Below are 25,486 nucleotides of genomic sequence, written 5' to 3' on the forward strand. Positions count from 1 at the left end.
TGTTGAGGCTTACGATTAACGGGAGAAGTGTTGACTTCACGGTTGCTTGTGTTCACCGGGCTTTGTCTGCGCTGGACGCTGAGGTTCTCATTCCTCTAGACTCTTTGAGCAGCTTCTCCGTGGACGTCTCTGAGGTTTCGCTTGTGGAGTTCACGCTGAAGCCTGGTGCTGGTGTGGCCGGCACGCTGAGGCGCCTGGAGGAGGTGCTGCCTTCCTCGGTTCAGGTGGTTAAGGTTCAGCAGCCGGGTGCTTTCGTGGAGGGCTTGAACGCGCAGTTGCTGGCGTTTCTGAGTGTCTGGAGCCTAGCTGTTTACGCTGCTGTGGCGTTGGCCTCTTACGTGGTGGTTGTGAGGCTCGCTGTGGAGTCTGCCTACGAGCTCGCGATGCTTAGGGCGCTGGGTGCTGGTAGGCTGCGTGTTTTCGCGGCGGTAGTGGGCTACGCGGCTGTGGTGGCTGCTCTGGGCGGTGTGCTGGGGGTGGCTCTGGGCCTGGTGGTGGCTCAGGTGGTTTCAAGGGTTCTTTGGTGGCTGGCGCCGAGCGCGGAGGTGTCCCCGTTCCTGGAGGCTGGGCAGGCGCTCGGGATACTTCTCATGACGCTGGCTTCCTCGGTTCTGGGCTGCTTGTGGCCTGCTTACAGGTCTGCTTGCTCCGAGTACGCGGGGTATCCGCTGTGACTGTGCGGGGGCTCTCGAGCTACAGGTACTTTAAGCGTCAGCGTGTTTTAACGCTAGCCGTAGTGATCTTGGTGGCGTCCTTTCTCTTCTCGCTCACGGCGTCGGCTCTCCTGGGCTTCTACAGGGGCCTCGCAGCCTACTTGGGTGAGGGGGAGGATATCGTAGCGGTGTACGACCGGAGGAGTAGGACGCCTTTCACCGGCTTGGTTCCGGCGTACCTCGCCGACAGGCTGGCGGCTGCCGAGGGTGTGGTGGCGAGCAGCCCTGAGGTTATAGCTCCGTGCGTGGTCAAGGGTCAGCCCGTCTTCGTGAGGGGTGTGATTCTGGAGAGGCTCGTCGAGCTCAACCCCCTGGCGGTCGAGGGGGCTTCCGCGAGCCTGGAGGGCGCGGGCTCAGCCATCGTGGGGAGAAGCCTCGCGGAGAGGCTCGGGCTTAAGCCGGGCGACAGAGTACTCGTCCTAGGCGTGCTGGCGGATAGGTACTTGGAGCTGCAGGTCGAGGGCTTATTCGCGTCCGGGTCGGCTCTAGACGACGAGATCTTGGTCCCGCTCTACGTGGGGCAGTGGCTTAGGGGGGTGGACTACGGGAGTGTCACCCTCATAAGGCTGAAGCTGGATAGGGGTGTGGTGACCCCGGCCGAGATCTTTGAGGTGGTTGCAGCGGAGGCTTCGCGCCCGAGCGGGGCCGGCGGGGGCCGGGGGGAGGCTGAGGCTCCCAGGTATGCTCCGCGCTGGGTGGCGAGGAGCTTTAGCTTGGAGGATGTGGGGGTCGAGGAAGCCTCCACTCTAATGAAGAGCTACATGGAGAGGTACGGCGTGAGGGAGGAGGTTCTCCTAGCGATTTCCCTCACGGTCTTCCTCTTCTCCAGCTCGGTGGTGGTTCTGGCGTCGAAGACAGTGGTCGCTCAGCATAGGAGTGAGGTGGAGGTTTTGAGGGCGCTCGGCGCGGCGAAGAGGCTTCTAAAGGTGGATATGCTGCTCAAGCTCCTGCCGTGGGGGGCGGCGTTCTCCCTAGCCGGCTGGCTTGCGGCTTCGGCGTTTCTACTTACGGTTCAGAGGCACGGCTACCTGCAGGTTTTATCGCACACGGTGCCGTTCCAGCTGGACTTCCTCGTCTTAGCTCTGAGCCTGTTCCTGTCGGCCGCTCTCCTCTCGCTCGGCGTCTTGGAGAGCGAGGTCGGGTAGCGGGCTTGTTGCATGTTCTCCGCGTGCCCTAGACGTTCGAGGACCCTGCGGGACTCGGCGCGCTCTAGCTCTCCTGCCGCTCTCTCTTCGGCTGAGCGCCCGCAGAGGGTTCCCCTGCGCTGCAGCTATATTAGCTGCGATACTCTGGTTTTTCGATGAGCGGGGATTTGGGCGAGGACAGCTCCTCTGCGGGAGCTATCGAGCGGGCTGGCTCCGGCCTCGCGGGGGCTCTCTCCATCGCGCTGCCGCTCACCCTGGCTATCTGCCTGAGGGTTTACCCTTTCCTCTTGAGCGGCCTGCCGTTCTCTGTCGACGCGTGGCCCTCGGTAAGGTACGCTGAGGTCCTGCTGACGCGCCCCCTCACCGGCTTGAACGTCGAGGTGCTGGGGACTCGGGAAGAGCTCGGAGATAAGCTGTTCGGGGCTTTCGTCTCCGCGTTGACGGGCTGGGAGCCCGTAAGGGCTATGGCCTTATTCGTGCCGGTGGCCGGCTCTACCTCTATCCTCGTGTTCTACGTCCTGGTGAGGCGGATCTGCGGTGGGAGGGTTGCCTTCCTGGCGTCCACGCTGCTGGCTGCAGCGTTCGCCGATGTGATGCTGACAGCTGGGGTTAAGGGCGAGACGTACGCGCACCCGCTGTACATGATGCTGATTCTCCTCTTCCTCCAAAGGGGTGAAGATCTGCGGAGGATCCTCCTCTTCTCCCTCGCCAGCGCGTCCCTGGTTGTGGCGCACTGCTACACGGCGATCCTCACCTCGGCTATACTGGCGTTTATGTGCGCGGCGGCTCTAGCTTCGAAGTGGAGGACGGGCGGAGAGGTGGAGGCGCGCTGCCTGGTTTTCCCGCTGATCCCTGTGCTCCAGGCTCTAGCCTACCTCGCGCTCTACGCCAGCTGGGTTTCCGCGTTTTTCTCCGAGATCGACTGGTTCTCAGCAGCTTCCTACCAGCTGGTTTTTCTCGCTGTGGCGCTCCACCTGGCTTTCACGCCTCACAAGCCGGGTCTAGCGGGGGTCTTAGCTGCCTGCGCTGCTTTCGCAGCGCTTGCGCTCGCTTTCCTAGCGACGCGGAAGCCCCTTGTACCCGGTGCGCCAGTCCTCCCGGAGCGCTACCTCCTGTACGCAGCTCCCCTCGTGGCGGCAGCCCCCTTAAGCGTCTTGGGCTACGACATGCTTAAGGGCGCCGGCAACCGCTACGCCGATATCCCTCTCCTCTGGCTAGCCGCCGTGCTTGGGCTCGAAGCCTACGCGGTTTTCGGCGCGGAGCCTGGGCTGGGATCTACTCTCGCTTATCGCGGGCTAGTCTTCCTCATGCCTCCTCTGTCGATTCTATGCGCTGCAGGGCTTCGGAGGCTGTCGAGGAACGGACTGGGGCTTCGGAGGCTCGGGGCCCTCGCCCTCCTGGTGGTAATCCTAGCCTGTAACTTCCTCACGTTTCACGCCGCGATCCACGTGCGGGAGCGCTACCTAGGGTACTTCTGGCTAAACAGGCGCTCGGAGTACGGGGCTGGGGCCTGGCTCTCGAGCGGGTGCGGTAGCAGCACTGTCGCGAGCGACGTGAAAATGGCTTACCTTTTAAGGTACTACTTCTGGCTGAGGGTTGACGAGCTCCGGGGCCTTCTCTACCTGTCCGGGAGGTCGCGCGAGCCGGAGATCCTGCTGGTCTACGACTGGATGGTGGAGAAGGGGTACGTTGTCGGCGGGGGTTACAGCGTGGACCTGCCCGGGGGCTGGAGGGAGAGGGTGCGCGCGCTCAGCCTCATATACTCGAACGGTGCTGTAGAGGTCTATAGGGGTAGGGAGGTTTGATAGAGCTCTCCAACGTCTGGAAATCGTACGGCACGAGGGAGGTTCTGAGAGGAGTGGACTTAGTGGTCGGTGAGGGAGAGTTCGTCTCGATAAGGGGTAAGTCGGGTGTGGGTAAGACGACGCTGCTTAAGATCATAGGCCTCTTGGAGCCGCCCGACAAAGGGGATGTGAGGCTTTTCGGGAGGTCTGTTAACGGGCTGGGCGACAGCGAGAGGTCGAGGATTAGACTGTACCAGGTAGGCTTCGTCTTCCAGTTCTTCAACCTGATTCCATCGCTGACTGTTCTGGAGAACATCGAGCTCCCCTTGGCCTTAGCCGGGGTCGGGAAAAAGGAGAGGAGGGAGAGGGCTATGGAGCTCCTGAGGTATTTCAGCCTAGAGGAACTAGCCGGGAGGTTTCCGGACACGCTGAGCGGAGGGGAGAGGCAGCGCATAGCGGTGGTGAGGGCGCTGGCCAACAACCCGAGAGTAGTTCTCGCGGATGAGCCCACCTCGAGCCTAGATGAAGAGAACTCCAGGCTAGTTGTAGAACTTTTAAAGAAGGTTAACAGGGAGAGGGGGGTCGCGGTGGTAGTGACAACGACGGACCTTTACGAGAAGCTTCCGACCCACAGGGACTATCTGCTGAGAGACGGGCGGCTCTACGAGATGCCCTGACTCGGGCGGCTTGGAGGGCTCAGCTACTCACCTCGCTCTGCGAGCTGGCTGGGGGCGTGAGGCGTGCCGCTCTTCGCGCCGGGGCGCGCGGAGCGGTCGCTTTCCCGAAAAAGATTTAGCTTTCCCAGAGATAACTCTGTGGATGCTTGGAGGCTTACTTGTCGGTTTTGAGCCTCCGCGGCCTGCGGGAATCGAAGCCGTGCTGATGCTGTTTTCCACCGCTTGCGAGCGCGCGCTGAGGCTGGGATTGCGCTGGAGGCTCGAGCCGGAGGGGCGGGCTATCCTAACTCCTGTGTCGGGGATCTGGTCTGAGAGGGCTGGGCTGCGTGGAGCATTAGCTCAGCCTCCGAGTAGCCGAGAGGAGGGTCCGGGCGGCTTCGAGGGCGGGGCCGGGCGGGGTTACAATCCTCTTTGTCTTGAGGTTAGTTCTGCACTCGCATCTCGCTGCGATGAGCGTGGCGCTTTCTTCGCAGGTGGGGTGCGGCTGAGGGCTTTTCGGGGAGGAGCCGGGGCTGCGCCGCTGATGCGGGGAGGGGTCGTGCCGGGGGTTAAGCGCTCTAGCTCTGGGGGCAGGGAGGTTGGCTGCGCGGGGCCGGGTGGGGCTGGGGGCTGCGGTGCCCCGCCGGAGTCTTCTCGCGGGGTTGGTCCTGTTTCTCTGGAGGATGTGACGGTGGTGATTCCCACTCTTAACGAGGCGGAGGCTATAGGCCTGGTTATAGACGAGCTGAGGGGGTACGGTTTCTCTAAGATACTCGTCGTCGACGGGCGCTCGAGGGATGGTACGCCGGAGATAGCGGCGGCGAGGGGGGCTAGGGTTGTTACCCAGCGCGGTGAGGGTAAGGCTGACGCGGTAAGGACGGCTCTCGACTTCGTGGACACGCCTTACATGCTCGTCATCGACGGGGACTACAGCTACGACCCTTCCTGCGCCTACAGGATGCTGGAGCTGGCTCGGAGCTACGACGAGGTCATCGGAGCGAGAACAGAGGGTAGGGAGAACATCCCCGCTGTCAACAGACTTGGCAACTGGCTCCTCACGAAGATGTTCAACTTGCTTTTCGGCACGAAGTTGAGGGACGTGTGCTCCGGGATGTACCTCCTGAGGACGAGCGTGGCGAGGACGGCTTGGTTTGAAAGCAGGGGGTTCAGCGTCGAAGTGGAGCTGGCAGCTCACGTGGCGTCGACCACGAGGAGGATAGCGGAGGTGGATGCCAGGTACAGGCCTAGGGTTGGGGAGTCGAAGCTGAGTTTGAGGCACGGCTTCCTCATAGCGCTCGACGCCGTGAGGCTGGCGTGGAGGTACAACCCGGCTTTCTTCATCTTCGCTGTGGGGGCGCTCGCCCTCATCCCCGCGGCTCTCATCCTGGCTTGGGTGGCTTACGAGCTGCTGTTCCTGGGAGTTAAGCACCACGTGTGGGCTTTGGTGGGCGTGACTCTCGGCGGAGTCGGCGTCACGTCCTCTCTCCTGGCGGTGATGGCCCTCTTCCTGAAGAGGATGGAGTACAGGATCATCAGGGCGCTGGAGGCGATAGAGAGAGGAGTGGGATCGTGAGCTGGATCTTCAATAGCAAGGTGCTGGCGGTCCTAGCAGCTGCCGCGGTCATCTTTCAGCCTCTCAGCGCTTGCCGCTCCCGTTGAGGATCGGCGGCGCGATTAGCGCTGCGCTGAGCAGGTTTGACTTGAGCAGGTGCACGCACTTCTTCAAGGCTGATAGCGGTGTGAAGCTGCCCCCGGACTACCTCCTCGAACTTCTATCCAGGGGGGCGCCGGTGGCTGGGCGGGGTTTAGCTAATTTCAGTCAGGTTCCTCAAGGAGCAGTTGGGGGGTAAGTACCCTGTTAGCTACTGCGATGACGGCTACATCTCGGCTCTGAGCGTAGCTAGCGGTTGGTGGCCGCCAGAGTACAGCGGCCGCTTAGAGTTCCCCGTTATCCGGCAGCCAGCCAGGGAGTACGCTTACGGCGTAGAGTACTACAAGTGGGGCCTACCCTTCCCGCTCCTCATCCTCATGTCGCCCGCACTGCTAGCCACCGGGAGGCGGGATCTCCGCAGCCTGGTGTGCAACATCGCCGGGTACAAGTATTCACTCTGAAGCCGAGTGGCACGCGAGCTTTGTTGCTTTGCGAGCCCCCAACCCCTGGGGGCGGTGGGCCAGTGCTCCTCGGCAGCGAGCTGCGAGCTACAACTTGCGGAAGCTGTTGAGCGGTGGGCTCGGCGGCTGAGGAGCAGCTTACGCTGCCTAGCAATGTTTTTCAGCGGGTGTGCCTGTAGAAGTAGTGGTTGGGGGGTGGCTGAGCAGCTGCTTCCTTTGGCGGTTGATAAGGCTTTGGAGCTTGTTGTGAGGAAGGTGGAGAAGGGTGAGAGGCTGAAGCCTGAGGATCTTGCTGTTCTCACGATTGCTGTTGTGAGAGATATGTCGAGGCGGATTGACGAGACGAATAAGCGGATCGACTTGCTTGCCGACTCGCTTAACGCGAGGATCACCGAGCTTGATGAGCGGCTAAACAGGAGGATTGCCGAGCTTGACGAGAGGTTGAATAGGAGGATTGATCTTCTCGATGAGAAGCTGAGCAAGCGCATCGACGAGACGAATAAGCGGATCGACGAGACGAATAAGCGTATAGACGCGTTAGCTGATTCCCTCAACGCGAGAATCACCGAGCTCGACGAGAGACTGAACAGGAGGATTGCCGAGCTTGATGAGCGGCTCAACGCAAGGATTGCCGAGCTCGACGAGAGGCTGAGCAGGAGGATTGATGGTGTTTATCAGCTGCTAGGCGACGTGCAGAAGACTGTTGTAGAAGTTCAGAAGACAATGCTCGAGTTGAGCAAGCTGCTCGTCGAAGTGCAGAAGGACATGGCCGACCTGAAGAGAGCAGTACTAAAGCAGTGAACAAAGGGCTACCGTTTACGCTGAACGTTCGAGGCGATAAGAGCAGGTGTCCAAGGGGCTATCGAAGCGTGGGATTCGCGACCATCGACAGTGCTGTGGTTCTTCGGCCGAAGGCTCCATCGATAACTCTCGCAACAGCCGAAGAGGCTGAGCTACGCTGAGGAGTTTCAGAAGGCTCTCGAAACGAGGGGTGCCCCTAAAGAGCGATGTCAGCGAAGCCCTCCTGTCTAGGTTGCTGCCGCGAGCTCCTACATTAACCGTAGACCGGGTGTGATCTCTAGATCTCATAGTGAGCGCGGATCATTTGAGGAAAGTGACCGGAGAGGACCTTAGAGCCATGTACAGCGACGTCGTGAGGACGCTGCGTAATGGAGCTTTCTACAAAGGAGTCTACAACCCGGAAGAAGTCGGGTACGCCATCAGTTAAGATGCTTGAAGAGTTCAAGAGGGGCTGATTTCTCTGAAGCTGAGAAGTAGTCGCATCCTTCAACGCGTAGGACTATGGCCGCGCGTTACTTGAGGCAAGCCTTCGGCACGCCGTTGGGAAGTTAAACGGCTTTCGACGGCTATGGTGACTACCGGCCTGCCAATAACATCTTACGCGGCTACGCCGCAGGTAATTGGTTACTGAACGGAAGTGCCGGCCGCACGCGCCGTTAGTGGGAGCAACTGCAATCCCCCCAAGCTGTTGCAGGAGCCTTTCTGACGTGGATTTGTGCCTCGCGGCCCCACCTGCATTCAGCCCCACGATTGAGTATCAAGGCAGAAAGATGCATTTACAGGCTTTACGTTTGAACAGGAGAAAAAGCTTAAAGGATTATCATGTTCTGCGCATCTTAACGCGCGGCGGAGTGCCCCTCAACCTCCGGGTTTCCCCAGAGTGTCTCGTGCTTCCTAAAGCTGGCGCGCTCGCCGGTCGTCTGCAAGCTGAAAGTTGTTCCGACAGGCTAAGCTTTATCTGCACCAGCCTCGGGAGAGTTGCTGGCAGTGTATGGCGAAACGCGAGGAGTGCGAGTATCTTCTCGAGAGGTCGAGGCGCTTCTACGAAACTGCGCGCATGCAGATCGAAAGGGGTTTTTCGACTTAGCCGCCTTCAGCCTCGAGCAGTCTCTTCAGCTCTGCCTCAAAGCTGTGCTGCTGAAGCTGGGCTTAGAGTACCCGAGAACGCGCAGCGTGAGGAGGCTTATGGAGCTCTTGTACGAAGTGAAAAAGTGCGAGGAAATCAAGGCTCTGCTCTCTAAGTTCAGCGTTGAGATCGGAGCGCTCGAGGACGCGTACATAACCTCGAGGTACGTGGCCAGGGCGTATACTTTCGACGAGGTTGCACGGCTCGAGAAGGTTGTGAGGGAGCTGATGGATGCTATCGGAAAAGCTGCTGGTTAGCGAGGCGAAGCGCCGGGCAAGGATTTTCAGCGACCTCGACAAGCACTTGAAAACGATAGCGGACACTGTGAAGAGGCTAGATGAAAAAGCTGAAGTGTACCTTTTCGGCAGCGTCGCCGAGGGAAGGCACCTGCTTTCGAGCGACATAGACGTCCTAGTAGTCACAGACGCAGCGCCAGCTCACGTGATCGCAGAGCTCTGGAAAAGCGGCATCACAGACCCCTTCGAGGTGCACGTAGTTACGAGAGACTTTTTCGAAACCTACAGGAAGAGAGCCAGGCTAGTCAGGATAGCTTAGGAACTCCACAGCGCTACAGGGATCACAGGGCAGCAGCCCCCCAGCCTTGAGGGTGTGGAGTGGCGCTTTCTTGACCTTGAAGATGCCCCGAGCGTGAAGGGGCTCGTTGGGAGGGTGGAGCCGGAGGTCATCGTGCACGCTGCGGCCTACACGGACATCGACGGGTGGAGGTGGACAGGGAGCTGGCCTACAGGGTGAACTACCTGGCAACGCTCCACCTCGCGAGAGCCGCTCTCGAGGCTGGCTCTTACCTTATCTACGTCTCCACGGACTACGTGTTCGACGGCGAGAGGGGCGGTTACAGGGAGGGGGATGCCCCCAACCCCGTCAACTACTACGGGCTTTCCAAGCTGCTGGGCGAGGTGGCTGTGTCCAGCGTGCTGCCTGAGCGGAGCCTTACCGTCCGGGTGAGCGGGCTCTACGGGTACAGCCCTGCGGGGAAGAAGAACTTCGGGCTCATAGCGCTGGAGAAGCTGGTGAGGGGGAGCCGGTGAGCGCTTTCGAGGACCAGTTCCTCTCGCCCACCTACGTTCCCTTCCTCGCGGAGAGGCTGGTGGGGGCGGCTGAGAGGGGTGTTACCGGTGTTCTGCACCTTGCGGGTGAGAGGTTGTCTAGGTTTGACTTCGCGCTCCGGCTGGCAGAGCTCCTGGGAGCGGATAGGGGGCTGGTTAGAGCGGTTCCGATGAGCAGTGCGAGGCTGGTGGCGAGGAGGCCGAGGGACTCCAGCCTCGACACGTCGAGGGCCGCGGCCTTGGGCTTAGCTCTGCCGCCGCTGCAGGCTTGCCTGGAGCACTTCGTTAGGAGCTACCGCGAGGCTTTGGGGTGAGCTTATGCCGTTCACCTTCAAGAGGCTTGAGATCCCTGACGTGGTGCTCGTCGAAGCTAAGATTTTCAGCGACGCGAGAGGTTTCTTCGCGGAACTCTACAAGAGGACCGACTTCGCTGCAGCGGGGATCCCGCACGACTTCGCTCAGGTGAACATGAGCTTCTCGAGGAGGGGTGTGGTTAGGGGCCTGCACTACCAGTTGAAGCCGATGGAGCAGGGTAAGCTGGTCACCGTCGCTTCGGGGCGCGTCTTCGACGTAGCGGTCGACATCAGGAGGGGCTCGCCTTGGTTCGGCAGGCACGTGGCGGTGGAGCTGACGCCTGGCTTGCTGCTCTGGATCCCGCCGGGTTTCGCCCACGGCTTCCAGGCGCTGGAGGACTCGGTTTTCATCTACCTGGTAACGAAGGAGTACAGCCCCCAGCACGAGAGGTGTATCCTCTGGCGCGACCCCAGCTTGGGGATAGAGTGGCCGATCGAGAACGCTATCGTGAGCGAGAAAGACAGCAAGGGCTTACCGCTGAAGGAAGCTGAAACAAACTTCGCGTATCCACCTTAGCGCTCGCAGCAAGCTCCTTGACCAGCGTATTTCTCGAATGTGAACGCTTTGGAGGAGAGCTGCCTCGGCTTCCAATCAAAAGCTCCCTCGAGAAAGGTGTGAGAGAAGTAGTGGAGCGCTTCAAAGCCTTCCTCCCATGTATACGCTAACGGAGGCAGAGCCGCATTTAATTTTTAGGAGATAAACTTGGAACAATAGAATTCTAGCGCTTCAGAATTTAAGCTATTTAGATTGGCTGTTGAGAGAAAACGATAAAAGCTTCTATCTAGCAACTTTAACTTAGAGAAGATGATCTCGGTAGTGATTCTCTCTAAAAATAACGGGAGGACGATCGGCTACACGCTGCTCAGCGTTTTGAGATAGAAGCTTCTCCTGGGCTTCTCCAGGGAGGTTATAGTCGTTGATGCTTATAGCTTATGATAATAGAGGATTCTAGAACGTTTCCGCCCCTACATCAGGGTCGTCTACGATGAGGGGAAGGGGATTGGGATCGCCAGGAACATTGGTGTTCTAGCTTCAAGGGGTAGCTACATTTACTTTGTGGATGCTGACTGCACCGTTGGCGTAGACCACTTCACGAGAGTTTTTGAAGCCTTCGAGAGAGGAGCTGACGTAGTCTATGTGAAAGCGAGTGGTTCTCAGACTTTAACTAAAATTGAACGTTTGAAGGAGCTGGTGTGGCGTTACGGCAGGGCTTACTCCGAGGAGATGGCAAGATGGTGGTGCTTCGCTGGAGGATCCTTCATTGCTTTTAAGCGCGGTGTTTTCGACGGGTGAAGGGCTTCTGGATATACCCGCCGTACGATGCCGACGATCTCGACTTCAGTTTCCGAGCTTGGAAAGCCGGTTTCAGGATTAGCGTGGTGGAGGTACCCGGAACGGCGAGCATGTTCAGGAGAGGGGTAGGGGAGCTTATCAGGCAGCAAGTGGGGTGGGGGAGGGGTTTCGCGCACGTAATAGCCAGGTACAGGCACGAACGCGATTACTGGAGATGCTACAAGCTGAACCCTTTCCTCTACAGGATTCTCGGCGGTGCTGCTTGGCTCTACCCTATTGTAGCCGCCCTGCTGGCGCCGGTGAAAGGCCTCCAGCTGAGCTTAAGGATGCGTAAGCCGGAGATGTTCTTCTACTGGACTGTGCGCAGGTAGGCTTTCCTTTACGGCGTCCTGAGCAAGCTGAGGCGCGCCTTCCTTGCACAGGGGTTGAGGGCGGAGATGAAGGTCCGTTAAGCTTAAGCACCCGGCTGCAGGCCTGACGGCTGTGAAGGAGCTGCTCCTTGTGTCACCCCGCGCTAGCGGTATAGGCGGCGTTGCCCAGCACGTGGCTAGGTTGCGGAGAGAGCTTGAGGCTCGCGGCTTCGAGGTCGACGTGCTATCCGTCGAGAACACGACGCACATACCGGTGAAGGGTCTCTATAACCCTAGCTTCGCGCTTTCCTCCGCTTTGAAGTCGCTGCTCCGCAGCCTGGGAGGGAGGAAGTACGATGTGGCTCACGGTCACAACGTGCCGTCCTGGCCAGCTATCAGGTTAGCGCGCGCGGAGGCTAGAGTTCTCACGCAGCACGGTGTCTACTCCCGGCAGATCGGGCTGCTGCACGGAAGGCTTTTCGGGAAGTTGAGCGGGTGGCTCGAGAGCAAAGCTGTGAGAAGCGTTGACGCCTTAACATGTGTTTCCCGCAGCGTGTGCGAGTTCTACAGGAGTAGGGGGGTTGACGCCGTCTACATTCCTAACGCTGTAGATCTGCGGGAGATCCCCTCCGAGGGTTTAAAAATTTATGAGAAGCAGGTTGTTTATGTGGGGCGGTTAAGCCGCGAGAAAGGCTTCGACGTGCTCCTCGAGGCTGCTGGGATGTTAAACCCCGATGTGCACTTGATCGTCGTGGGGTCGGGGGTGAGGGAGCTCGAGGAGCGTGCCCGCGCTCTTTCAAAGCGTTTGAGAAACTTCCACTACCTGGGCTACAGGCCGAGAGGGGAGGCGTTGAGGGTGATCAAAGGGAGTGATTTACTTGTCCTCCCCTCACGCGCGGAGGGGTTGCCCACAGTGCTGCTAGAGGCGATGGCTTCGAAGACCCCAATCCTCGCCTCGAGGATTCCCGGTATCCTCGATGTGGTCGACGAGACATGCGCCATCCTAATCGAGCCGGGAGACCCTAGGGAGCTCGCCAAAGCAATCAACAGGAGTGTGATGGAGTACCCGAAGACCTTCGTCGAAAGAGCATTCGAGAAAGTTATGAAAGAGTTCAGCTGGGATAAAGTTGCCCAGGAGTACATCGAGCTTTACGAGCGCCTTCTGAGCAGCTGAAAGTGTGGTGAACGCCTTGAATTCAAAAAGCACCAAGAGCATCGCGTACATTACACCCTTCGACTCTCGGTCTTACAGGAGGCCCTACCTTGCAAGAAGGGCTTTACCGCTCGCGAGCATATACTATTACAAGGAGATCAGGGACTCGAGCTGGTTACTAAGCAGAGTTTTAGGGCTTAATCATCGCCTATCAAGAGCAGAGCTAAGGATCTACCAGCATGCACGGAGCGGCGGGGATGCGCTGGTAACTGCTCTGGCCACTGATGTCCTAAAATAAAGTACTACTCGCGCGCCTCAAAGCTAACACTGTTATAACGCTAAACCCATTCCTAGGGTCGAGAAGGATATGGGGAAACAGAAACAATCATCATAGATTGGATGGACATACTTATGTGGCCTTGGGATGAGTTGAACCTTTTCGATATTGAAGCTGTTGAGGAGGCTGACGGTGTGATTTTCTGGAGTAGACCGCTCATGGAGATCATGAAGAAACGGCTTAAAGTAAGGAAATGCGCGTACGTTCCGCACGGTGTAGATTTAAGCGAGTTCGACCCAATGAAAGCTGATCCGAAAAACTTTAGGAGCAAGCACAGGTTAGGTGATAGCTTTCTTGTCACTTACAGCGGGGGCGCTTGGTCGTACCGCGGAATCGACCTGCAAGGCGTCCGGAAGGTCGTCGAGGCAGTTGCGCTTGCAAGTAAACAGCTGCCAGACCTTAAGCTGGTTTTACAGTTAGGAAGAGTAGACTTGGACTTGATACGCTTTTGCAAAAAACTTAAAGTTTTGGGTAAAACTCGAGTTATAGGCCCGCTACCTTATAACGACCCTGAGAGGTTAGGCTTGTTCGCTGCCGCTGATGTTCTTATCGCACCTAATTCTGCTCATCCAACCGCTTACTACGCCGAGCGTATTAAGTTCTTCCATTACATGGCCGCAGGAAGGGCGATCTTAGCGGAGAGGACGCCGGGAGCAATTATTCTCTGAGAAATAGCTTAGGCAAGACCGCCCGAGAAAGAGTCACGTCGTTATTTGAGTGGAATGTTACAGCACCGAGACTTAGGGATTTCATTAATAATATCCCTTAACGTGAACCATTATCGGAGCTCTGATCTAAGCGTTAAAATGTGGAGGATTGAGCTAGAGGGAAATGAAAAAGCATCACTTTCTAAGGGACTTCGGCTGAAGCTCTAGCAAAGTTTAGAGCTGCTCGAGAGGCCCCGGCACGTTGTTTAACGTCAAGGCGGCAACGCGATGCTAGCAGCACAACTAGATCGGGTATAGCACGTGTCCTTTATTTTTCGTGTTCTCAGCAGAACGCTTGGGCTGTGAACCAGGCATATCTTGGTCAGAGTGAAATAGCGTAGCTTTTCTGAACTTGCTTCACGTAGAATTTCTATACTTTAGCCGCTTCAGTAAAAGAGCCACGATAAGATGTAATCTTCGAGCTAGTTTCTATTCTCTAGAGGTTCGGGTTTCAGAGCTTGCTCGCCTTTGGTCTTCGGCTCGACGAAGACGATCTTTATGACCTGAGCTGCTACCCTTAGCCTCGCCTGGTACCCGAGGAGATTCTTCCTCCTGGCGACTCTGTACTCCTCGAATATGAGATCCGCGATCCTCTCCAGCTCTTTCACGTCTTCGAGCGTGTACTTTTTTTGGGTCCTCGTCTAGGAGGGCTTTAGGCCTCTCCTCAACCTCCTTCGTGTAGTGCTTGCTCGAAGGCTTGGGTAGGGACACTTTTAGGGCCTGTATTGGCGCGTAGCTCTCCATGGGCGTGAGGACGCCTTGGCTTCTAAGATTTTAAGCAGAAGCTCGTTGTACAAGAGAAAAGCGTTCTCGAGCCTGCTTACTGTGTCCTCGAGCCTGCTGAGCTTGGATTCGAGCTTCTCGAACTTGGATGCTAGCCAGTAGCTCAGTGCGGCAGCTGATGAAATTACGCTCGCTACTATGGCGATCGTGTTCAGCACTTCGTGAGAGCTCATTGCTATGGCTGCGGCGCGCCGGGGCACTTATGTTCGCCAGGTTGTTTGCGTTTTCGCTTTGAACGGGCGGGAATTGCACCGGCAGCTGCGAGCGCTTAGAGGGGCGAGGAAACGAGGACGAGCAGGGTTGTCAACTAGGTGGAGTAAGCGGGGGCAGCATTGCTCGCCTGCTTTCAGCTTCTCCGGTGAAAGATCGTTGCGGGTATGACTGTGCTCGGTTAGAGCGGGCTTGAAGGGTTTCGCCTAGCCTTGCTGTGCTTGCTTGAAGAGCTCTTCGATTTTCCCGACGATCTTCTCAGCCGTTGTGAGGAGCCTTTGGGAGGTTCCTCGCGCTATCTCCTTCCACGGTTTCCGCAACCCCGCGTTTGGGTACCTTGCTACCACGTAGTATGGCGAGAGCTCTGAGAGCCCCTCGACCTCGCTGGGCTCTAGCCGTATCGATGCCGCTGCTGCCAGCTCTACGGGGTCGCGAGTTTTAGGGAGCCTTACCCTCTTGAAGGCTATGATGTACGCCTTCAGTGCTTTTTCGACAGCCTGGTGGGCTAGGAACGCAGAGAGGTGGTAGCTTCCGCGGGAGTGGGCTTCCTTAGCCTCCTTTAGATCAACTAAGGAGCTCTCGAGCCAATCCAGCGCTTCTCCCCTCATTACGCCCGGCCCCCTTCAGGCTATCTTGATCCAGTACTCAGCGGCATCCTGGATGACGATGCTCCTCCTCTTAGCCTCCTCGAACTCTTCCGGCGTGTAGGTCAGGATCTCAAAGCCCCTACCGGGCGGCAGGAGCTTTCTCACGAGCGCGTGTCTTCTCCCGAGATCAAGGCCCTTGAAGCCGTCCGATACGACTATGAGGTCTATGTCGCTATCGGAGAGCCAATCACCTCTAGCGTAACTGCCGAAGAGGTAAACTTCTACGCTGCCCAAAACATCCTCCGCTCTCTCAGCGAAACTCCTGAGAAGCTTTAACACGTCCTCAGGCACGCAGCCTGGCATGGAACACCACTCCACTCCCGCATCTAGGTATTTCAATGCTCCTTAAGCCTTTAAAGTTTCCAGCGATAGGCTGCATATAAATGAAGCTTAAAGTTTATGCGTAAATTTCAGCCATTATGCGTTAAAGTGCGGCAGATGATTGTCAGCGTGGGAGGTCAACTAGCGTAAGCCGTAGAGAGTACTTTGGGAGTGGGGCGGCAGGGGGTGCTGAACCACGCTTTCCGCCGTATTCGCGACGAAGGTCGCAGTAGGCTGTGGACGAGAGGGTTTCACAGCCATAGTATCGATGCCTGTCGGTTGCTCGCTGCGAGAGCGGACGTGCTGCGCCCGCTATCAGTTGGAACCCGGTTGATGGGGCTGGTGCGGCTTCGCGGGGGTGCACCGGGGGCTGCGGGAACGTGGGTGAGCTTGGGGCTAGGGTGGGTTTTGCATGGCAGAGTATCGGGGTGCCTCATAGCGCTGGCGATACTTTCGTTTTTATTTTGCCCCGATCTTTTACTGCTTAGGGGAGGTGGTTCGCAAGTATGGGTTTAACGAGCGTGAGGGTGACTATCTCTAATCCCGTGAATCCAGAGCTCAGGGAGGATGTGGAGCTCATAGTAGATACTGGCGCGGTACTACCTTGGATACCGCGAAAAGTGTTGGAGAAAATTGGTGTGAAGCCGGAGTATAAGAAGCTCTTCAGGACGGTAGAGGGCAAAGTCATCGAGCGTTCGACGTCTTTCGCCCGGATAAGGTACGGGGAGCATGAAACAGTGGTGGAAGTCGTGATTGCGGAGGAGGGGGATGCTGCGGTCCTAGGCGTCGTAGCGCTGGAGAGCATGGGTTACCGGGTCAACCCGGTCACTGGCGAGCTGGAGTACGTCGGGCTGCTGGCCGTGTAGGGAAAGCTCGATCCCGACTTGCAGCGTTGTGTAGAAAACAGCGCAGAGGGGGTTTTACCTCCTTCTACCTCGAAACTAACTTTTGCCATACCACAGGAATTCGTTGAGGCCGCTGCAGCGCGAAGGCAGAGAGAACAAGCACTCTTGATGCCTTCGCACTTTTACTCTCTTAAGCTCTGTTCGTCAGTCGTAGGTCTGCCTAGCTTACGAGCTGGGAATGGGTAATCAAGCATAAAGGTGTAGAGCATGCTTGGCCTAAAGTCCCCGCTTTTAAGCGCCCGAGTACACTTGACGGAACTCTTGCTGTCTCTGACGTCTGAGCCTGATTCAGAGCAACAGTTGCGTTCGCGAGCTTGGCCAGCGCCGCTCTTACTCCCAGAGGGGGAGAGAGCTGCGAGAGCTTATGCGCCAACTGCTATCGCGACCCTCCCTCCCGAGGCTCGCAGAGAAGCGGGAGGAACAGGCTACTCCCCCTCCAGCTCCCTAACCACAACTGAAGCTCTCCCTCGCCTTCGGCCCCCTCACCCTCCTTTCAATGAACCTCCTCACTTTCTCTGCCCGTTTCACTCTACTCGTAAACCCTCGCATTTTTGGCTTTCAGCCCCGCTGATCTTAACGTTGAGCATAGCTTATAGTAGGGAGGCTTGCATCCTTGCAGAGCTTGTGCAGCATCTAGCTTCACTTGAACCCGAATGCTACTCCTACCCGTGTTAGGCGCGTAAAGCCTGTGGTACCTTAACCGACTCGGTACTAAAGGAGGTGCGTAGGCCCCTTCCATATCGACCTTATGGCGCTCACCCCAGCGATCTAAGGTGTTAAGCTGGAGGGCGGGACCGACTCTGTTGAACCGGAGAAGTGAGGGGCGAGCGCGGATCGATAAATAGAATAGAATAGGCTGGTACTCCGAGTTGTGAGTGGCGAGTACGTGGAGCTTCTTAAGAGGAGATCGCGATCCATGCTCAGGCTGGCTAAGCAGCTCCTCTTTAGCGGCGAGTACGATTTGGCGGTTCTGAACGCGGAGTACGCTGCCCAGCTACTTGTTAAAGCGCTCCTGTATAGGACCACCGGCGAAGAGGTAAGGGGGCATAGCATCAGGGCACTGATTGGGCTTTTGGTCTCCGTTCTCGAGGAGAAAGGGTTCCGCAGGGAGGCGGGGGAGCTGATCGAGTACGTTAGGAGGAACAGGGGGATCATAGCGGAGCTTGAGGAAGGTCACGTGCGCTCAGTTTACGGAGTCTTCAGCTACAGCAGGGAGCAGGCAGAGAAGCTCGTAGAGGCCGCTGAAAGTATTGTCGGTGTGCTCGAGAAGGTCGAGAGGGAGGTGTTCGGTGATGCTTAGGGCGCTGGTTCGCTGGAAAGTGCACCTAGGCGCTGTGGTTGAGGCCGTAGCCCGGGCTGCGCCTGGCGCTAGGGCTTACCTGACGGGTGGAGCTGCGGAGGGGAGGCTCACGGCTCTGAGCGATGTCGACGTAGTTGTAGTGCTGCCGCGCGAACCGACGTTCGAGGAGGCTGTGGAGCTCAGGGCTAAGATCCACGAGGAGATGGATAAGCTGGGAGTGCCTCTAAGCCTACCTGTAGAGCTGCACATTGTCGGGCCTGAAAGCGCTAAGCGGTACCGCGTGCTGATCCCGCTAGCCCGCCCCGGCGAGGGGCTTGAGTACTAGCTGGCTCAAGCCTCCGGGGAAAGCGCTCCAGACTCGGGAGGGTTTCCGGCGGACGGCCGGCGGACGGTAGTTGTGAAAACCGTTTCCGGTTGCGGTCGTGCTGTGCGCGTCAGCCGCAGGAGGTCAAGCGCGCGGTCATCCCGCTTCTCTTGAACACTTCGCCGGGAAGTGTGGAAGCCCTTCCCACGCGATAGTTCCTTCATCAGGCGGGATCGCTTGATCGGTGAGGCTCTCAGCCGGCGTAGTATCTTTTACCGCGATGAGGGTGGCTTTGCCCTTGCTCCTAGCTTCGCATACCGTCGGGACGAGCAGGGCTGTGGGCGCGGGGTCGGGGTTCGAGCTCTAAGCCTGTGGAGCTGTCTTCCCGAGGGAGCTCTAGCCCTGCTCTCAAGGTTCCGCGAGGTAACGCTTTTTAGGTCTTAAGTACTAAAGTACTTTGGTGCTGGTGGTGGGGGAGGCTACCGAGGTGATTAAGGTTGAGCTTCCCAAGTGGCTGGCCGAGAGGTTTAGGAGGTATGTTGCTGAGAAGTATGGTTTCAGGAGGGGCGCGCTCTCTAGGGCTGTGGCGGACCTTATAGAGAGGGAGCTGGGCCTAGAGCGTGCTTCGAGCTCTGCTACAGTGGACGGGATTGTGGGTTTAGGCTTGCTCTCGGACTACTCGTGGGGAGGTGAGGACGTTGCCGAAGCGCTCAGGAGAAGGTGGAGCCTACCTGGTGGACGCTAACGTGGTTTTGGAGGTTCTCTACAAGAGGGAGCGCTGGGAGGAGTCCTACGAGCTGTTGAACAGGGTTAAGGAGGGGTCTGTGAGAGTTTTCATGCTTCACTTCGACGTTCACGGGATATCAGCTATCCTCGGTAGGCCGGACCTGGTGTCCAGGTTTCTCTCGGAGATCCTGACGTGGCGCGGCTTGACTGTGGTAGACCTGCCTGTGCGCGAGGAGGCGGCGGCTTGCGAGCTAGCGAGCAAAGCCGGCTTTGACTTCGACGATGGACTGCACTACTACTTCGCGAGGAGCAGGGGGTTGCCGATCGTGAGCTTCGATAGGGATTTCGACGGCCTCGATGTTAGGAGAGTGGAGCCGCGCGAAATCCTAGCGGAGAGCGCGTAGGAGGAGCTCGAGGCCGGGAGCGAGCGCTTTCGAGCCAGGAGGGCTGCCGCGGCCGCGCCGGGTCTGCTACGCTGCTGTCTAGTGGTGAGCTGCTAACGTTTTCCTGGTTGCTTGGCGCGCGCTGCAAAAAGGACTTATACTCTACCTTCCTCGCAGAAGGGGTAGCGGATGAGCGAGCAGGAGGAGGCTAAACCGCTCAGGATTATTTCTCCTCCTCACAAGAGTAAGTGGCACCCTTACGAACACAAGGACATTATGTACGAGGGTTCGTCGTGGAGGATCGATGGGCTGCGCGAGTGGGAGGTGGAAGCGCTGAAGAGGTCTTGGAAGATCAAGGGTGAGAAGTTCAGGGACATAGAGGAGGAGTGGAGCAAGTCTGCCGAGAAATACACGGATTAGGGCGGTTACCCGTCTTACTGGGCGTTAGGTGCCTGTTGATCTAGTGCGCGAAGACGTTTAAGTAGCCTTTCTGGTCTCCACCATCTTCTCGCAGCCACGCTCTCGGGGCTTCATCGCGCGCGGAGAACGACTCCCCTCCCCACACGTTCCCACGGTCTCCATTCCCCCCTGCAGTAGCAGCACTCTCTTTCTAAGTCCCTGCTGCTTCGTTTACACCACTGCGTAGCGGGAGACGCCATCTGGCAGCCGCGCACAGGCTCTCAACTCGTAGGTGCTTCACTTGCCAGCTTCCCAGCGCTGGCTAAGGTTTCTCGGAAGCTTCTTCCTTCTTATCGTCTACAGCTTTGACCCTCAGGTTCGCACGATGCTTAATCCCTCGAGGCTTGCTATCTGGGCCAGTTTTTTATCGTATGTGAGGAACGCGTCGAAGCCCTCAGCCGATGTAAGCTGCACGGCATCAGCTATGTAGATTCCGTGTTTAAACGTGTAATTCACAGCTTTGGTAATGATCTTAAAACTTAGCGGGACGAGTTTTAGCTGGTTAAGTTTTTCGAGAAGACGGGATTCGCCAATAAACTTCGTGAACACCGCTCTCGCATTTTCTATGATCCCCCTCTTCTCGTACTCGTCCAGGACTACCGCCACCTCGCCGATGTTCCAAACTGAGAAACCTATCCTGATTCTCCCGGCGTGAGCCTCGCTATACAACTCGTCAACATGGGCACTGTGCTCCTCCCAAACATACCTCTTAACCAGAGCGCTGGTATCCAGGTAGACGCTCCGCACGCTCATCTCTAACATCCCTCACAACCTCCTCTGCTTTAAACCCCTTAGGCCTGTCTGCCTCAACTTCGAACCTCGAGTAGAATCTCTTCTCCAAGCCTAGCTCGTCGCAGATCCTCTCGAGTAGCTCAGCCCCCTCATACACGGTTAGAGACTCTTCCACAACCTCGCTGAGACTCTTTCCCTCCAAAGCAAGCCTACTCTTTAACCTTCTAACGAGGTCCTCCCTCAGCGAAAGGGTGACTTTAACCTTCCCAGCCACCATACTGCCAGCAGTATATACGTATGTAAGTATATAACTTCTCCGCCTCAAAAGCTACTGCTAAAGCTGTGAAAGCTTCATTGCTCGAGAGGTTGGGTGGGAAGAGCGCGAGGGTGGCGTGCTTGCTGAAGCTTTGGTTGACAGGCTTGAGACGGGGAAGGGTTGCTATGCGGGTAGGGTGGTGGCGGGCGTGGAGGGTTTTCGCGGAGCTTGCTCGGAGGGTTGAGGTGCTTTCCTGCCTGCGGATACCGGTGATGCCCCTGCCGGTATGCTACCACTGTTATGATCTAGAATAACTTTGTTATAATAGGTGGAGGGGTCTCCCCTTGGCAGTGCCCAGGGAAGCCACGAGATGATTATAACGTTGTTAGCCTTTATCATAACATTGTTATCAAACATCTGAAGCGTCTCCCCTCACCGGCGGGTGTGCTTCTCGAGGGAGTGTTTCGAAGCTTCGTGCGCGCTCTGGGGTGGAGCCGCGCTACCTCTCTTCCACGACCATGGGCGTCAGGTCCCCGCTCCACTTCAGCACCCATACTTTCTCTCTTCTTGCGAGCTCCAGCGCATCGGGTGTTGCGTAGTCCGCGTAGATTACTTTCACGATCTTAGGCCTTAGGAGCTCTGGCCTTTTCTCTTCGATTAGCTTGACTTTCTCCTTCAGCTCTTCCACTAGACCTACACCCAGCCTGACCGTCGCCTCTCCTACTACGCATAGATCTCCTACCGCTCCGTAGAAGTTCACCTCCTTTGAGTCTATGAACAGCCTGCCGATCTCAATCTCCACCCCGAGCTTTTCCTTCAACCTGTGCCTGATCCAGCTCGCAGCCTCCTCCTCGACGCTTAGAGTGAGCCTATCTAGAGTGATCACCACTCTGTTGAGCGTTACCCGAATATCCCTAACCTCCTCCCACAGCTTGTTCTGTCCTTCTCTCAGCTGCTTGATTTCCTCCCATATTTTGACTTGCTCCTCCCTCAGCTGCTTGATCTCTTCCCATATCTTGGCCTGCTCTTCTCTTAGCTGCTTGATCTCTTCCCATATCTTGGCCTGTTCTTCCCTTATCTTAACTTGCTCTTCTCTCAGCTGCTTGATTTCCTCCCATATTTTGACTTGCTCCTCCCTCAGCTTGCTTTGCTCTTCTCTTAGCTGCTTGATCTCTTCCCATATCTTGGCCTGCTCTTCTCTCAGCCTCCTGACCTCCTCCCACAGCTTGTTCTGTCCTTCTCTCAGCTGCTTGATTTCCTCCCATATTTTGACTTGCTCCTCCCTCAACCGCTTGATCTCTTTCCACGTTTTGCTCATTTCCTTCCTTATCTTGCTCTGCTCTGCTGCCAGGGCGTTCAGCTTCTCGAGCGTTTCCGATAATCCTAGGTAACCTATCACCGTGTGCCGGAACTCCGAGTCTTTCTCGAGCAGGTCCAGGAACCTCTTCTTCAGGCTAGCGCCCATCACGCCGTACCGGAGAGAGTGGTGTCAGGAGCTATATAAACCGTTACGGAGCCGCTGAGAGCGTATCCTGCGGCGCTGCTAGGTTAAGCGCGCTAAGGGTAGCGCTGGTGCTGCTCACAGCCGGGAAGGCTGTGGGAGCTGGCGAGTAGCGGGCCACTACGGTGAGAATTCTTAGAAGCCGTGCTTTCAGCGTGTAGGCTTGGCTGACCTGCAGGTGCGCGGCTGCGAAGCGCCGAGGAGCTCCGGGTTATCCTCACGGCTACACTGGAAGCTGTGAACGCATGTAGCTACGTCCTCGGGCTTCGCGGTGAGCTGCCCAGGAGAAAAGCGGCAGGGACCAGCGCGAACCTTGCAAGAGCTGCACGAGGCTGAGCTGAAGGAGCTTTCGGCAAGCTGAGAGCTGGCTGGGAGGGGCTCGAGAGGGCCTAAAGCCTATTGGAGGAGCTGGGCTTGGAGCAGTCGAGCTTCCGTTCCCAGGCGCGATCACTTCTCTAGTGCGGGTGAAGCTCTGCCGGCGCTTGAGCACAGGATCTACGTAGCAGCTGTTGTCGCAGCTAGCATGATGAGCAGCGTGTATTCGCGCGCAACGCTTATCCGGCGTTTGCCGGGGGCTCGCTCGTGCAGCTCGAAGAGCTGGTAGATGCTATCCTCAGACTCGATGAGAGCACGGCTCTGAAGCTGGCTCGCGAGTGGCTCGAGGTGGGGGGCGACCCCCTCCTGCTCCTAGAGGCTGTTAGGAGGGCAGCGCAGGTGATCGGCGAACGGTACGAGCGGGGTGAGCTGTTCGTCGCGGACCTTGTCATGGCGGGGGAGATCCTCAAGGAGGTTAGCGAGCTTGTAAGGCCGCTGCTGCGCGGCGGAGGCGGTAAGCCTGTAGGCAGGCTGGTGATCGGCACCGTGCAGGGCGATATCCACGATATTGGAAAGAATATTGTCGTCGCTTTAGCCGAGGCCGCGGGCTTCGAGGTGATCGACTTGGGGGTGGACGTACCCCCCGAGAAGTTCGTGGAAGCTGTAAGGCGGTACGAGCCTGACGTTGTCGGCCTCTCCGGCCTGCTCTCCGTCTCTATCGAGTCGATGAAGCTTACTGTCAAAGCTCTCGAGGAGGCGGGCCTGCGGGGCAGGGTGAAAGTCATCATAGGGGGTGGTAGGGTCGACGAGGAAGCGATGAAGTACACGGGAGCGGACGCCTGGGCCGACAGCGCGGCTGCAGGGGTTAAGATTATGCTGAGCTGGGTTGGGGGTGGGGAGCGTGGCAGCCCTTGAGCCGGCAGAGCTCCTCAGGGAGCGTAGAGAGAGGCTGGAGAAGGCGTACGCAAACCGCGCTCCCGACAGGGTCCCTTTAACCCTCCTCCCCGCTCCCGACCTGGTGGCCAGCTACGCGGGCTTGACTACCGAGGAGTTCTGCTTCAGCTGGGAGGCGCAGGTAAGGGTTGCCGAGAAGTGGGGTAGCGACTTTAACGTTGAAGGTGTGGACTCTCTGCCTTACTTCGTCCCCGGCCTGGAGATGTACCTGCTTCTGCTGGCCTGGGTGGAGAAGCCGGAGGTCGCTGCCTGGGCCAGGTTCCTCATGGGCCCCTTCCACGACATCCTTCAGGACAAGTACACGAAGTGGCCTGGGAGGGAGCTGGCGCCCACTGCCCACCCTCAGTTCACCGGCGGGAAGTTCATGGAAGCCGATGAGTACAGGTTCCTTGCAGAGGACCCCCTGGGCTTCGTGAACGAGAGAGTGCTACCACGAGCCTTTGGGCTACTCTCTAGGGGTCGAGCTGAGCTCTACCCCGCGCTCGTGAAGCTAGGGGTTGAACTGCAGAACTTCTCAGCAACGATGGCGAAGGTGGGCTCCCTCTCGGCTCAGCTCGGCTACCCTTCCTTCCCCACAGGCTGGGGCTACGCCCCCCTGGACTTAATCAGCGACTTCCTCAGGTACCCCACCCACACGATGCTTGATCTCCGGCGCCACCCTGACGACGTTAAAGCGGCTGTAGAGTCCCTCACGCCGGTTCTCAGGAGGTGCGTGAGGGCGTCAACTTCTCCGCCGGAAGTTGCCGAGAAAGCTTTCGGTACTAGAACCGTGCTGGTCTTCTTCCCGCTCCACCTCAACGAAATGCTGCCGCCAAAGCTCTTCGAAGAGTTCTACTGGCCCAGCCTGAGGGAGGTCGTCCAGGAGGCTTTAAGCCTCGGCGCTAAGCCCTGGATTTTCTTCGAAGGTAACTTCACGCCCTTCCTGCACTACCTCGAAGACCTGCCCAAGGGCCGCGTCATCGCCTGGTTCGAGAGGACGGACCTCCGGAGAGCGAGGGAAGCTTTGGGAGATCACGTTGTCTTAATGGGTGGTTTACCGCTCTCGCTGCTGATGCACGGCTCCAGGGAGAAGGTCTACGAGGAAGCCTGCAAGCTGCTTACAGAGGTTAAAGAGCCAGGCGGCTTCATCTTCGCGGGAGGCCAAGCCTCTCCAACCGCCGCGACACGCATCGAGAACCTGTGGGCTGTGATCGAGGCTACCTTAGCCTGCGGGAGGTATTGAAGCTGATGCTCTACTCTGCTGCTTGAAGCGCCTCGAGGCCGCGGCGCTGCTCCAGAAGGTACACACAGTTAAAGTGCTCGGTACACGTGGGGGAGTAATTCGATAAAAACGAAAAGAGTTTTGACAGTTGCTTAGAGGGCTTTCGCCAGTTCTGCGAGCTCGGAAGCGATGCTCCTTCTGCGATCTACTTCCCGCTCGAGGCCTCTGGCTTCAGCGTGTAAGCTGTCAGCTAGCCTGCCGAGAAGGTCTTTCATAGCGGAGCGGGTCAGCTCGTCAGCCTGCTTCAGCTCGTCTCTAAGCATGCTGTAGAAAATGTTCCGGTCTCTCAAGACTCCGATGTCGGGCATCGCTGCGCTGAGGGCATCCTCCCAGGAGGCGACTTCGCGGGGTGGGCTGAGCCTGAGTATCAAGCGGAAGAGGTTCAGGAGGTCTCTCTCTTCTGGGGGCAGCTTCTCCGGCTCTCCGACAACTCTCGCGTAAACGCGGCGCAGTATTCGTAACGGTTCTTTAAACGCGCTGGCGGCGGGGACGCTGCGGGAGAGCCTGTCGATGAAGAGGTCGTAGTACTTCTCAGCGAAAGGTGTGCGCGAGATGAAGTTGAATAGCGCTGCCCAGCCTCTCGGGGAGAGGGAGTAGGATCTTCCACGCTTCTCCATAACCCCCTTCTCGGCCAGGTCCGTGAGGAGCTGCGAGGAGTAGGCTTTCGACGTGTTCTGCGTGAGCTTGAGTTTCTGCACTAGAGCCTGCGCTAGCTCCGAGGCCGTGATGGTGTCTTTAGCCAGCAATTGTTCCACTAAAACCAGGAACCTCTGGTTTTTCGACTCTATTCTCTTCACAAGTTTTTTGCAGCATCAACGTATATTAAATTTT

At 57.7% G+C, this 25,486-nt stretch carries 34 protein-coding genes and 1 pseudogene; 27 read left to right on the forward strand and 8 right to left on the reverse strand.

Going from position 1 to position 25,486, the window contains the following annotated elements:
- The 18 genes and pseudogenes from QXU72_08560 to QXU72_08645 form a co-directional block, all read left to right on the forward strand.
- Positions 1 to 674: FtsX-like permease family protein (locus tag QXU72_08560; GenBank protein ID MEM0495296.1), on the forward strand; the 674-nt coding region annotated here is incomplete at its 5' end.
- On the forward strand, positions 671 to 1,858 hold the full coding sequence (locus tag QXU72_08565) for a hypothetical protein (protein ID MEM0495297.1): 1,188 nt from the start codon (positions 671 to 673) through the stop codon (positions 1,856 to 1,858). The genes QXU72_08560 and QXU72_08565, both read left to right, overlap by 4 nt.
- Before the next feature lie 155 nt (positions 1,859 to 2,013).
- Entirely contained in the window at positions 2,014 to 3,663 is a 1,650-nt protein-coding gene (locus QXU72_08570; GenBank protein MEM0495298.1) for a hypothetical protein, read from the forward strand.
- On the forward strand, positions 3,660 to 4,319 hold the full coding sequence (locus QXU72_08575) for an ABC transporter ATP-binding protein (GenBank protein MEM0495299.1): 660 nt from the start codon (positions 3,660 to 3,662) through the stop codon (positions 4,317 to 4,319). Before QXU72_08570 ends, QXU72_08575 begins: the two co-directional genes overlap by 4 nt.
- Positions 4,320 to 4,842: 523 nt before the next feature.
- On the forward strand, positions 4,843 to 5,871 hold the full coding sequence (locus QXU72_08580; protein MEM0495300.1) for a glycosyltransferase family 2 protein: 1,029 nt from the start codon (positions 4,843 to 4,845) through the stop codon (positions 5,869 to 5,871).
- Positions 5,872 to 5,953: 82 nt separating this feature from the next.
- Positions 5,954 to 6,148, forward strand: coding sequence for a hypothetical protein (locus QXU72_08585; GenBank protein MEM0495301.1), 195 nt, complete (start codon positions 5,954 to 5,956; stop codon positions 6,146 to 6,148).
- Complete coding sequence (locus tag QXU72_08590) at positions 6,138 to 6,410, forward strand: hypothetical protein (GenBank protein MEM0495302.1); 273 nt, start codon at positions 6,138 to 6,140, stop codon at positions 6,408 to 6,410. Before QXU72_08585 ends, QXU72_08590 begins: the two co-directional genes overlap by 11 nt.
- A gap of 216 nt (positions 6,411 to 6,626) precedes the next feature.
- On the forward strand, positions 6,627 to 7,211 hold the full coding sequence (locus tag QXU72_08595; GenBank protein ID MEM0495303.1) for a hypothetical protein: 585 nt from the start codon (positions 6,627 to 6,629) through the stop codon (positions 7,209 to 7,211).
- 289 nt (positions 7,212 to 7,500) lie between these two features.
- Positions 7,501 to 7,638: a hypothetical protein gene (locus tag QXU72_08600; protein MEM0495304.1), complete on the forward strand. Its 138-nt coding sequence runs from the start codon at positions 7,501 to 7,503 to the stop codon at positions 7,636 to 7,638.
- Positions 7,639 to 8,198: 560 nt separating this feature from the next.
- Positions 8,199 to 8,594 carry a HEPN domain-containing protein gene (locus QXU72_08605; GenBank protein ID MEM0495305.1) on the forward strand — a complete coding sequence of 132 codons (396 nt, stop codon included), beginning with the start codon at positions 8,199 to 8,201 and terminating at the stop codon, positions 8,592 to 8,594.
- The gene (locus tag QXU72_08610; GenBank protein MEM0495306.1) at positions 8,569 to 8,892 is read left to right on the forward strand and encodes a nucleotidyltransferase domain-containing protein; all 324 of its coding nucleotides are present in this window, start codon (positions 8,569 to 8,571) and stop codon (positions 8,890 to 8,892) included. The genes QXU72_08605 and QXU72_08610 overlap by 26 nt, the downstream gene beginning before the upstream one ends.
- Positions 8,893 to 8,946: 54 nt before the next feature.
- Positions 8,947 to 9,090 carry a hypothetical protein gene (locus QXU72_08615; GenBank protein ID MEM0495307.1) on the forward strand — a complete coding sequence of 48 codons (144 nt, stop codon included), beginning with the start codon at positions 8,947 to 8,949 and terminating at the stop codon, positions 9,088 to 9,090.
- Positions 9,087 to 9,718, forward strand: a pseudogene (locus QXU72_08620) (NAD(P)-dependent oxidoreductase). The gene QXU72_08615 and the pseudogene QXU72_08620 overlap by 4 nt, the downstream one beginning before the upstream one ends.
- Before the next feature lie 4 nt (positions 9,719 to 9,722).
- Positions 9,723 to 10,274: a dTDP-4-dehydrorhamnose 3,5-epimerase gene (gene rfbC, locus QXU72_08625; GenBank protein ID MEM0495308.1), complete on the forward strand. Its 552-nt coding sequence runs from the start codon at positions 9,723 to 9,725 to the stop codon at positions 10,272 to 10,274.
- 429 nt (positions 10,275 to 10,703) lie between these two features.
- Positions 10,704 to 11,051 (forward strand): glycosyltransferase family A protein, encoded by a 348-nt coding sequence (locus QXU72_08630; protein MEM0495309.1) that lies wholly within the window; start codon positions 10,704 to 10,706, stop codon positions 11,049 to 11,051.
- Positions 11,048 to 11,422, forward strand: a complete 375-nt coding sequence (locus QXU72_08635; protein ID MEM0495310.1) for a hypothetical protein — start codon at positions 11,048 to 11,050, stop codon at positions 11,420 to 11,422. The genes QXU72_08630 and QXU72_08635 overlap by 4 nt, the downstream gene beginning before the upstream one ends.
- 112 nt (positions 11,423 to 11,534) lie before the next feature.
- Positions 11,535 to 12,575: a glycosyltransferase family 4 protein gene (locus QXU72_08640; GenBank protein ID MEM0495311.1), complete on the forward strand. Its 1,041-nt coding sequence runs from the start codon at positions 11,535 to 11,537 to the stop codon at positions 12,573 to 12,575.
- Between the two features lie 378 nt (positions 12,576 to 12,953).
- Complete coding sequence (locus QXU72_08645; GenBank protein ID MEM0495312.1) at positions 12,954 to 13,559, forward strand: hypothetical protein; 606 nt, start codon at positions 12,954 to 12,956, stop codon at positions 13,557 to 13,559.
- A gap of 461 nt (positions 13,560 to 14,020) precedes the next feature.
- Here QXU72_08645 and QXU72_08650 read toward each other — a convergent pair whose 3' ends face one another.
- The 4 genes from QXU72_08650 to QXU72_08665 form a co-directional block, all read right to left on the reverse strand.
- On the reverse strand, positions 14,021 to 14,206 hold the full coding sequence (locus QXU72_08650; GenBank protein ID MEM0495313.1) for a hypothetical protein: 186 nt from the start codon (positions 14,204 to 14,206) through the stop codon (positions 14,021 to 14,023).
- A 105-nt stretch (positions 14,207 to 14,311) separates the two neighbouring features.
- Positions 14,312 to 14,554, reverse strand: coding sequence for a hypothetical protein (locus QXU72_08655; GenBank protein ID MEM0495314.1), 243 nt, complete (start codon positions 14,552 to 14,554; stop codon positions 14,312 to 14,314).
- 243 nt (positions 14,555 to 14,797) lie between these two features.
- Positions 14,798 to 15,199, reverse strand: coding sequence for a HEPN domain-containing protein (locus QXU72_08660; GenBank protein ID MEM0495315.1), 402 nt, complete (start codon positions 15,197 to 15,199; stop codon positions 14,798 to 14,800).
- A gap of 15 nt (positions 15,200 to 15,214) precedes the next feature.
- Positions 15,215 to 15,556, reverse strand: coding sequence for a nucleotidyltransferase domain-containing protein (locus QXU72_08665; GenBank protein MEM0495316.1), 342 nt, complete (start codon positions 15,554 to 15,556; stop codon positions 15,215 to 15,217).
- 509 nt (positions 15,557 to 16,065) lie between these two features.
- Between QXU72_08665 and QXU72_08670 the strand changes: the two genes are divergently transcribed.
- From QXU72_08670 to QXU72_08695, 6 genes are all read left to right on the forward strand, one after another.
- Positions 16,066 to 16,425: a retroviral-like aspartic protease family protein gene (locus QXU72_08670; protein MEM0495317.1), complete on the forward strand. Its 360-nt coding sequence runs from the start codon at positions 16,066 to 16,068 to the stop codon at positions 16,423 to 16,425.
- Positions 16,426 to 17,335: 910 nt separating this feature from the next.
- Positions 17,336 to 17,764, forward strand: a complete 429-nt coding sequence (locus QXU72_08675) for a HEPN domain-containing protein (GenBank protein MEM0495318.1) — start codon at positions 17,336 to 17,338, stop codon at positions 17,762 to 17,764.
- Positions 17,757 to 18,089, forward strand: coding sequence for a nucleotidyltransferase domain-containing protein (locus QXU72_08680; protein MEM0495319.1), 333 nt, complete (start codon positions 17,757 to 17,759; stop codon positions 18,087 to 18,089). The genes QXU72_08675 and QXU72_08680 overlap by 8 nt, the downstream gene beginning before the upstream one ends.
- 439 nt (positions 18,090 to 18,528) lie before the next feature.
- On the forward strand, positions 18,529 to 18,813 hold the full coding sequence (locus tag QXU72_08685) for a hypothetical protein (GenBank protein MEM0495320.1): 285 nt from the start codon (positions 18,529 to 18,531) through the stop codon (positions 18,811 to 18,813).
- Positions 18,767 to 19,198, forward strand: coding sequence for a PIN domain-containing protein (locus QXU72_08690; GenBank protein MEM0495321.1), 432 nt, complete (start codon positions 18,767 to 18,769; stop codon positions 19,196 to 19,198). The genes QXU72_08685 and QXU72_08690 overlap by 47 nt, the downstream gene beginning before the upstream one ends.
- A 168-nt stretch (positions 19,199 to 19,366) precedes the next feature.
- Positions 19,367 to 19,597, forward strand: coding sequence for a hypothetical protein (locus QXU72_08695; GenBank protein ID MEM0495322.1), 231 nt, complete (start codon positions 19,367 to 19,369; stop codon positions 19,595 to 19,597).
- Between the two features lie 351 nt (positions 19,598 to 19,948).
- Here the strand turns inward: QXU72_08695 and QXU72_08700 are convergent, their stop codons facing one another.
- Both QXU72_08700 and QXU72_08705 read right to left on the reverse strand, forming a co-directional pair.
- Entirely contained in the window at positions 19,949 to 20,389 is a 441-nt protein-coding gene (locus QXU72_08700) for a type II toxin-antitoxin system VapC family toxin (GenBank protein ID MEM0495323.1), read from the reverse strand.
- Positions 20,346 to 20,645: a hypothetical protein gene (locus QXU72_08705; GenBank protein ID MEM0495324.1), complete on the reverse strand. Its 300-nt coding sequence runs from the start codon at positions 20,643 to 20,645 to the stop codon at positions 20,346 to 20,348. Before QXU72_08705 ends, QXU72_08700 begins: the two co-directional genes overlap by 44 nt.
- 65 nt (positions 20,646 to 20,710) lie before the next feature.
- On the opposite strand from QXU72_08705, the gene QXU72_08710 reads away from it, so the two are divergent.
- A complete protein-coding gene (locus QXU72_08710) occupies positions 20,711 to 20,938 on the forward strand; it encodes a hypothetical protein (protein ID MEM0495325.1) in 228 nt (75 codons plus the stop codon).
- Between the two features lie 185 nt (positions 20,939 to 21,123).
- Here QXU72_08710 and QXU72_08715 read toward each other — a convergent pair whose 3' ends face one another.
- On the reverse strand, positions 21,124 to 22,089 hold the full coding sequence (locus QXU72_08715) for a hypothetical protein (protein MEM0495326.1): 966 nt from the start codon (positions 22,087 to 22,089) through the stop codon (positions 21,124 to 21,126).
- A gap of 618 nt (positions 22,090 to 22,707) precedes the next feature.
- On the opposite strand from QXU72_08715, the gene QXU72_08720 reads away from it, so the two are divergent.
- Together QXU72_08720 and QXU72_08725 are read left to right on the forward strand one after the other, a co-directional pair.
- Complete coding sequence (locus tag QXU72_08720) at positions 22,708 to 23,355, forward strand: cobalamin-dependent protein (GenBank protein ID MEM0495327.1); 648 nt, start codon at positions 22,708 to 22,710, stop codon at positions 23,353 to 23,355.
- A complete protein-coding gene (locus QXU72_08725; protein MEM0495328.1) occupies positions 23,342 to 24,616 on the forward strand; it encodes a uroporphyrinogen decarboxylase family protein in 1,275 nt (424 codons plus the stop codon). The genes QXU72_08720 and QXU72_08725 overlap by 14 nt, the downstream gene beginning before the upstream one ends.
- 131 nt (positions 24,617 to 24,747) lie before the next feature.
- Here the strand turns inward: QXU72_08725 and QXU72_08730 are convergent, their stop codons facing one another.
- Positions 24,748 to 25,452 (reverse strand): hypothetical protein, encoded by a 705-nt coding sequence (locus QXU72_08730; protein MEM0495329.1) that lies wholly within the window; start codon positions 25,450 to 25,452, stop codon positions 24,748 to 24,750.
- Positions 25,453 to 25,486: the final 34 nt, after the last annotated feature.

The sequence above is a fragment of the Thermofilum sp. genome (assembly GCA_038741495.1).
Taxonomy (GTDB): Archaea; Thermoproteota; Thermoprotei; order Thermofilales; family Thermofilaceae; genus Thermofilum.

Coding starts and splice junctions, on each gene's coding strand:
- QXU72_08570 (MEM0495298.1), top strand. CDS start 2,014: ATGAGCGGGGATTTGGGCGAGGACAGCTCCTCTGCGGGAGCTATCGAG.
- QXU72_08580 (MEM0495300.1), top strand. CDS start 4,843: ATGCGGGGAGGGGTCGTGCCGGGGGTTAAGCGCTCTAGCTCTGGGGGC.
- QXU72_08610 (MEM0495306.1), top strand. CDS start 8,569: ATGCTATCGGAAAAGCTGCTGGTTAGCGAGGCGAAGCGCCGGGCAAGG.
- rfbC (MEM0495308.1), top strand. CDS start 9,723: ATGCCGTTCACCTTCAAGAGGCTTGAGATCCCTGACGTGGTGCTCGTC.
- QXU72_08645 (MEM0495312.1), top strand. CDS start 12,954: ATGGACATACTTATGTGGCCTTGGGATGAGTTGAACCTTTTCGATATT.
- QXU72_08655 (MEM0495314.1), bottom strand. CDS start 14,554: ATGAGCTCTCACGAAGTGCTGAACACGATCGCCATAGTAGCGAGCGTA.
- QXU72_08660 (MEM0495315.1), bottom strand. CDS start 15,199: ATGAGGGGAGAAGCGCTGGATTGGCTCGAGAGCTCCTTAGTTGATCTA.
- QXU72_08670 (MEM0495317.1), top strand. CDS start 16,066: ATGGGTTTAACGAGCGTGAGGGTGACTATCTCTAATCCCGTGAATCCA.
- QXU72_08680 (MEM0495319.1), top strand. CDS start 17,757: ATGCTTAGGGCGCTGGTTCGCTGGAAAGTGCACCTAGGCGCTGTGGTT.
- QXU72_08695 (MEM0495322.1), top strand. CDS start 19,367: ATGAGCGAGCAGGAGGAGGCTAAACCGCTCAGGATTATTTCTCCTCCT.
- QXU72_08700 (MEM0495323.1), bottom strand. CDS start 20,389: ATGAGCGTGCGGAGCGTCTACCTGGATACCAGCGCTCTGGTTAAGAGG.
- QXU72_08705 (MEM0495324.1), bottom strand. CDS start 20,645: ATGGTGGCTGGGAAGGTTAAAGTCACCCTTTCGCTGAGGGAGGACCTC.
- QXU72_08715 (MEM0495326.1), bottom strand. CDS start 22,089: ATGGGCGCTAGCCTGAAGAAGAGGTTCCTGGACCTGCTCGAGAAAGAC.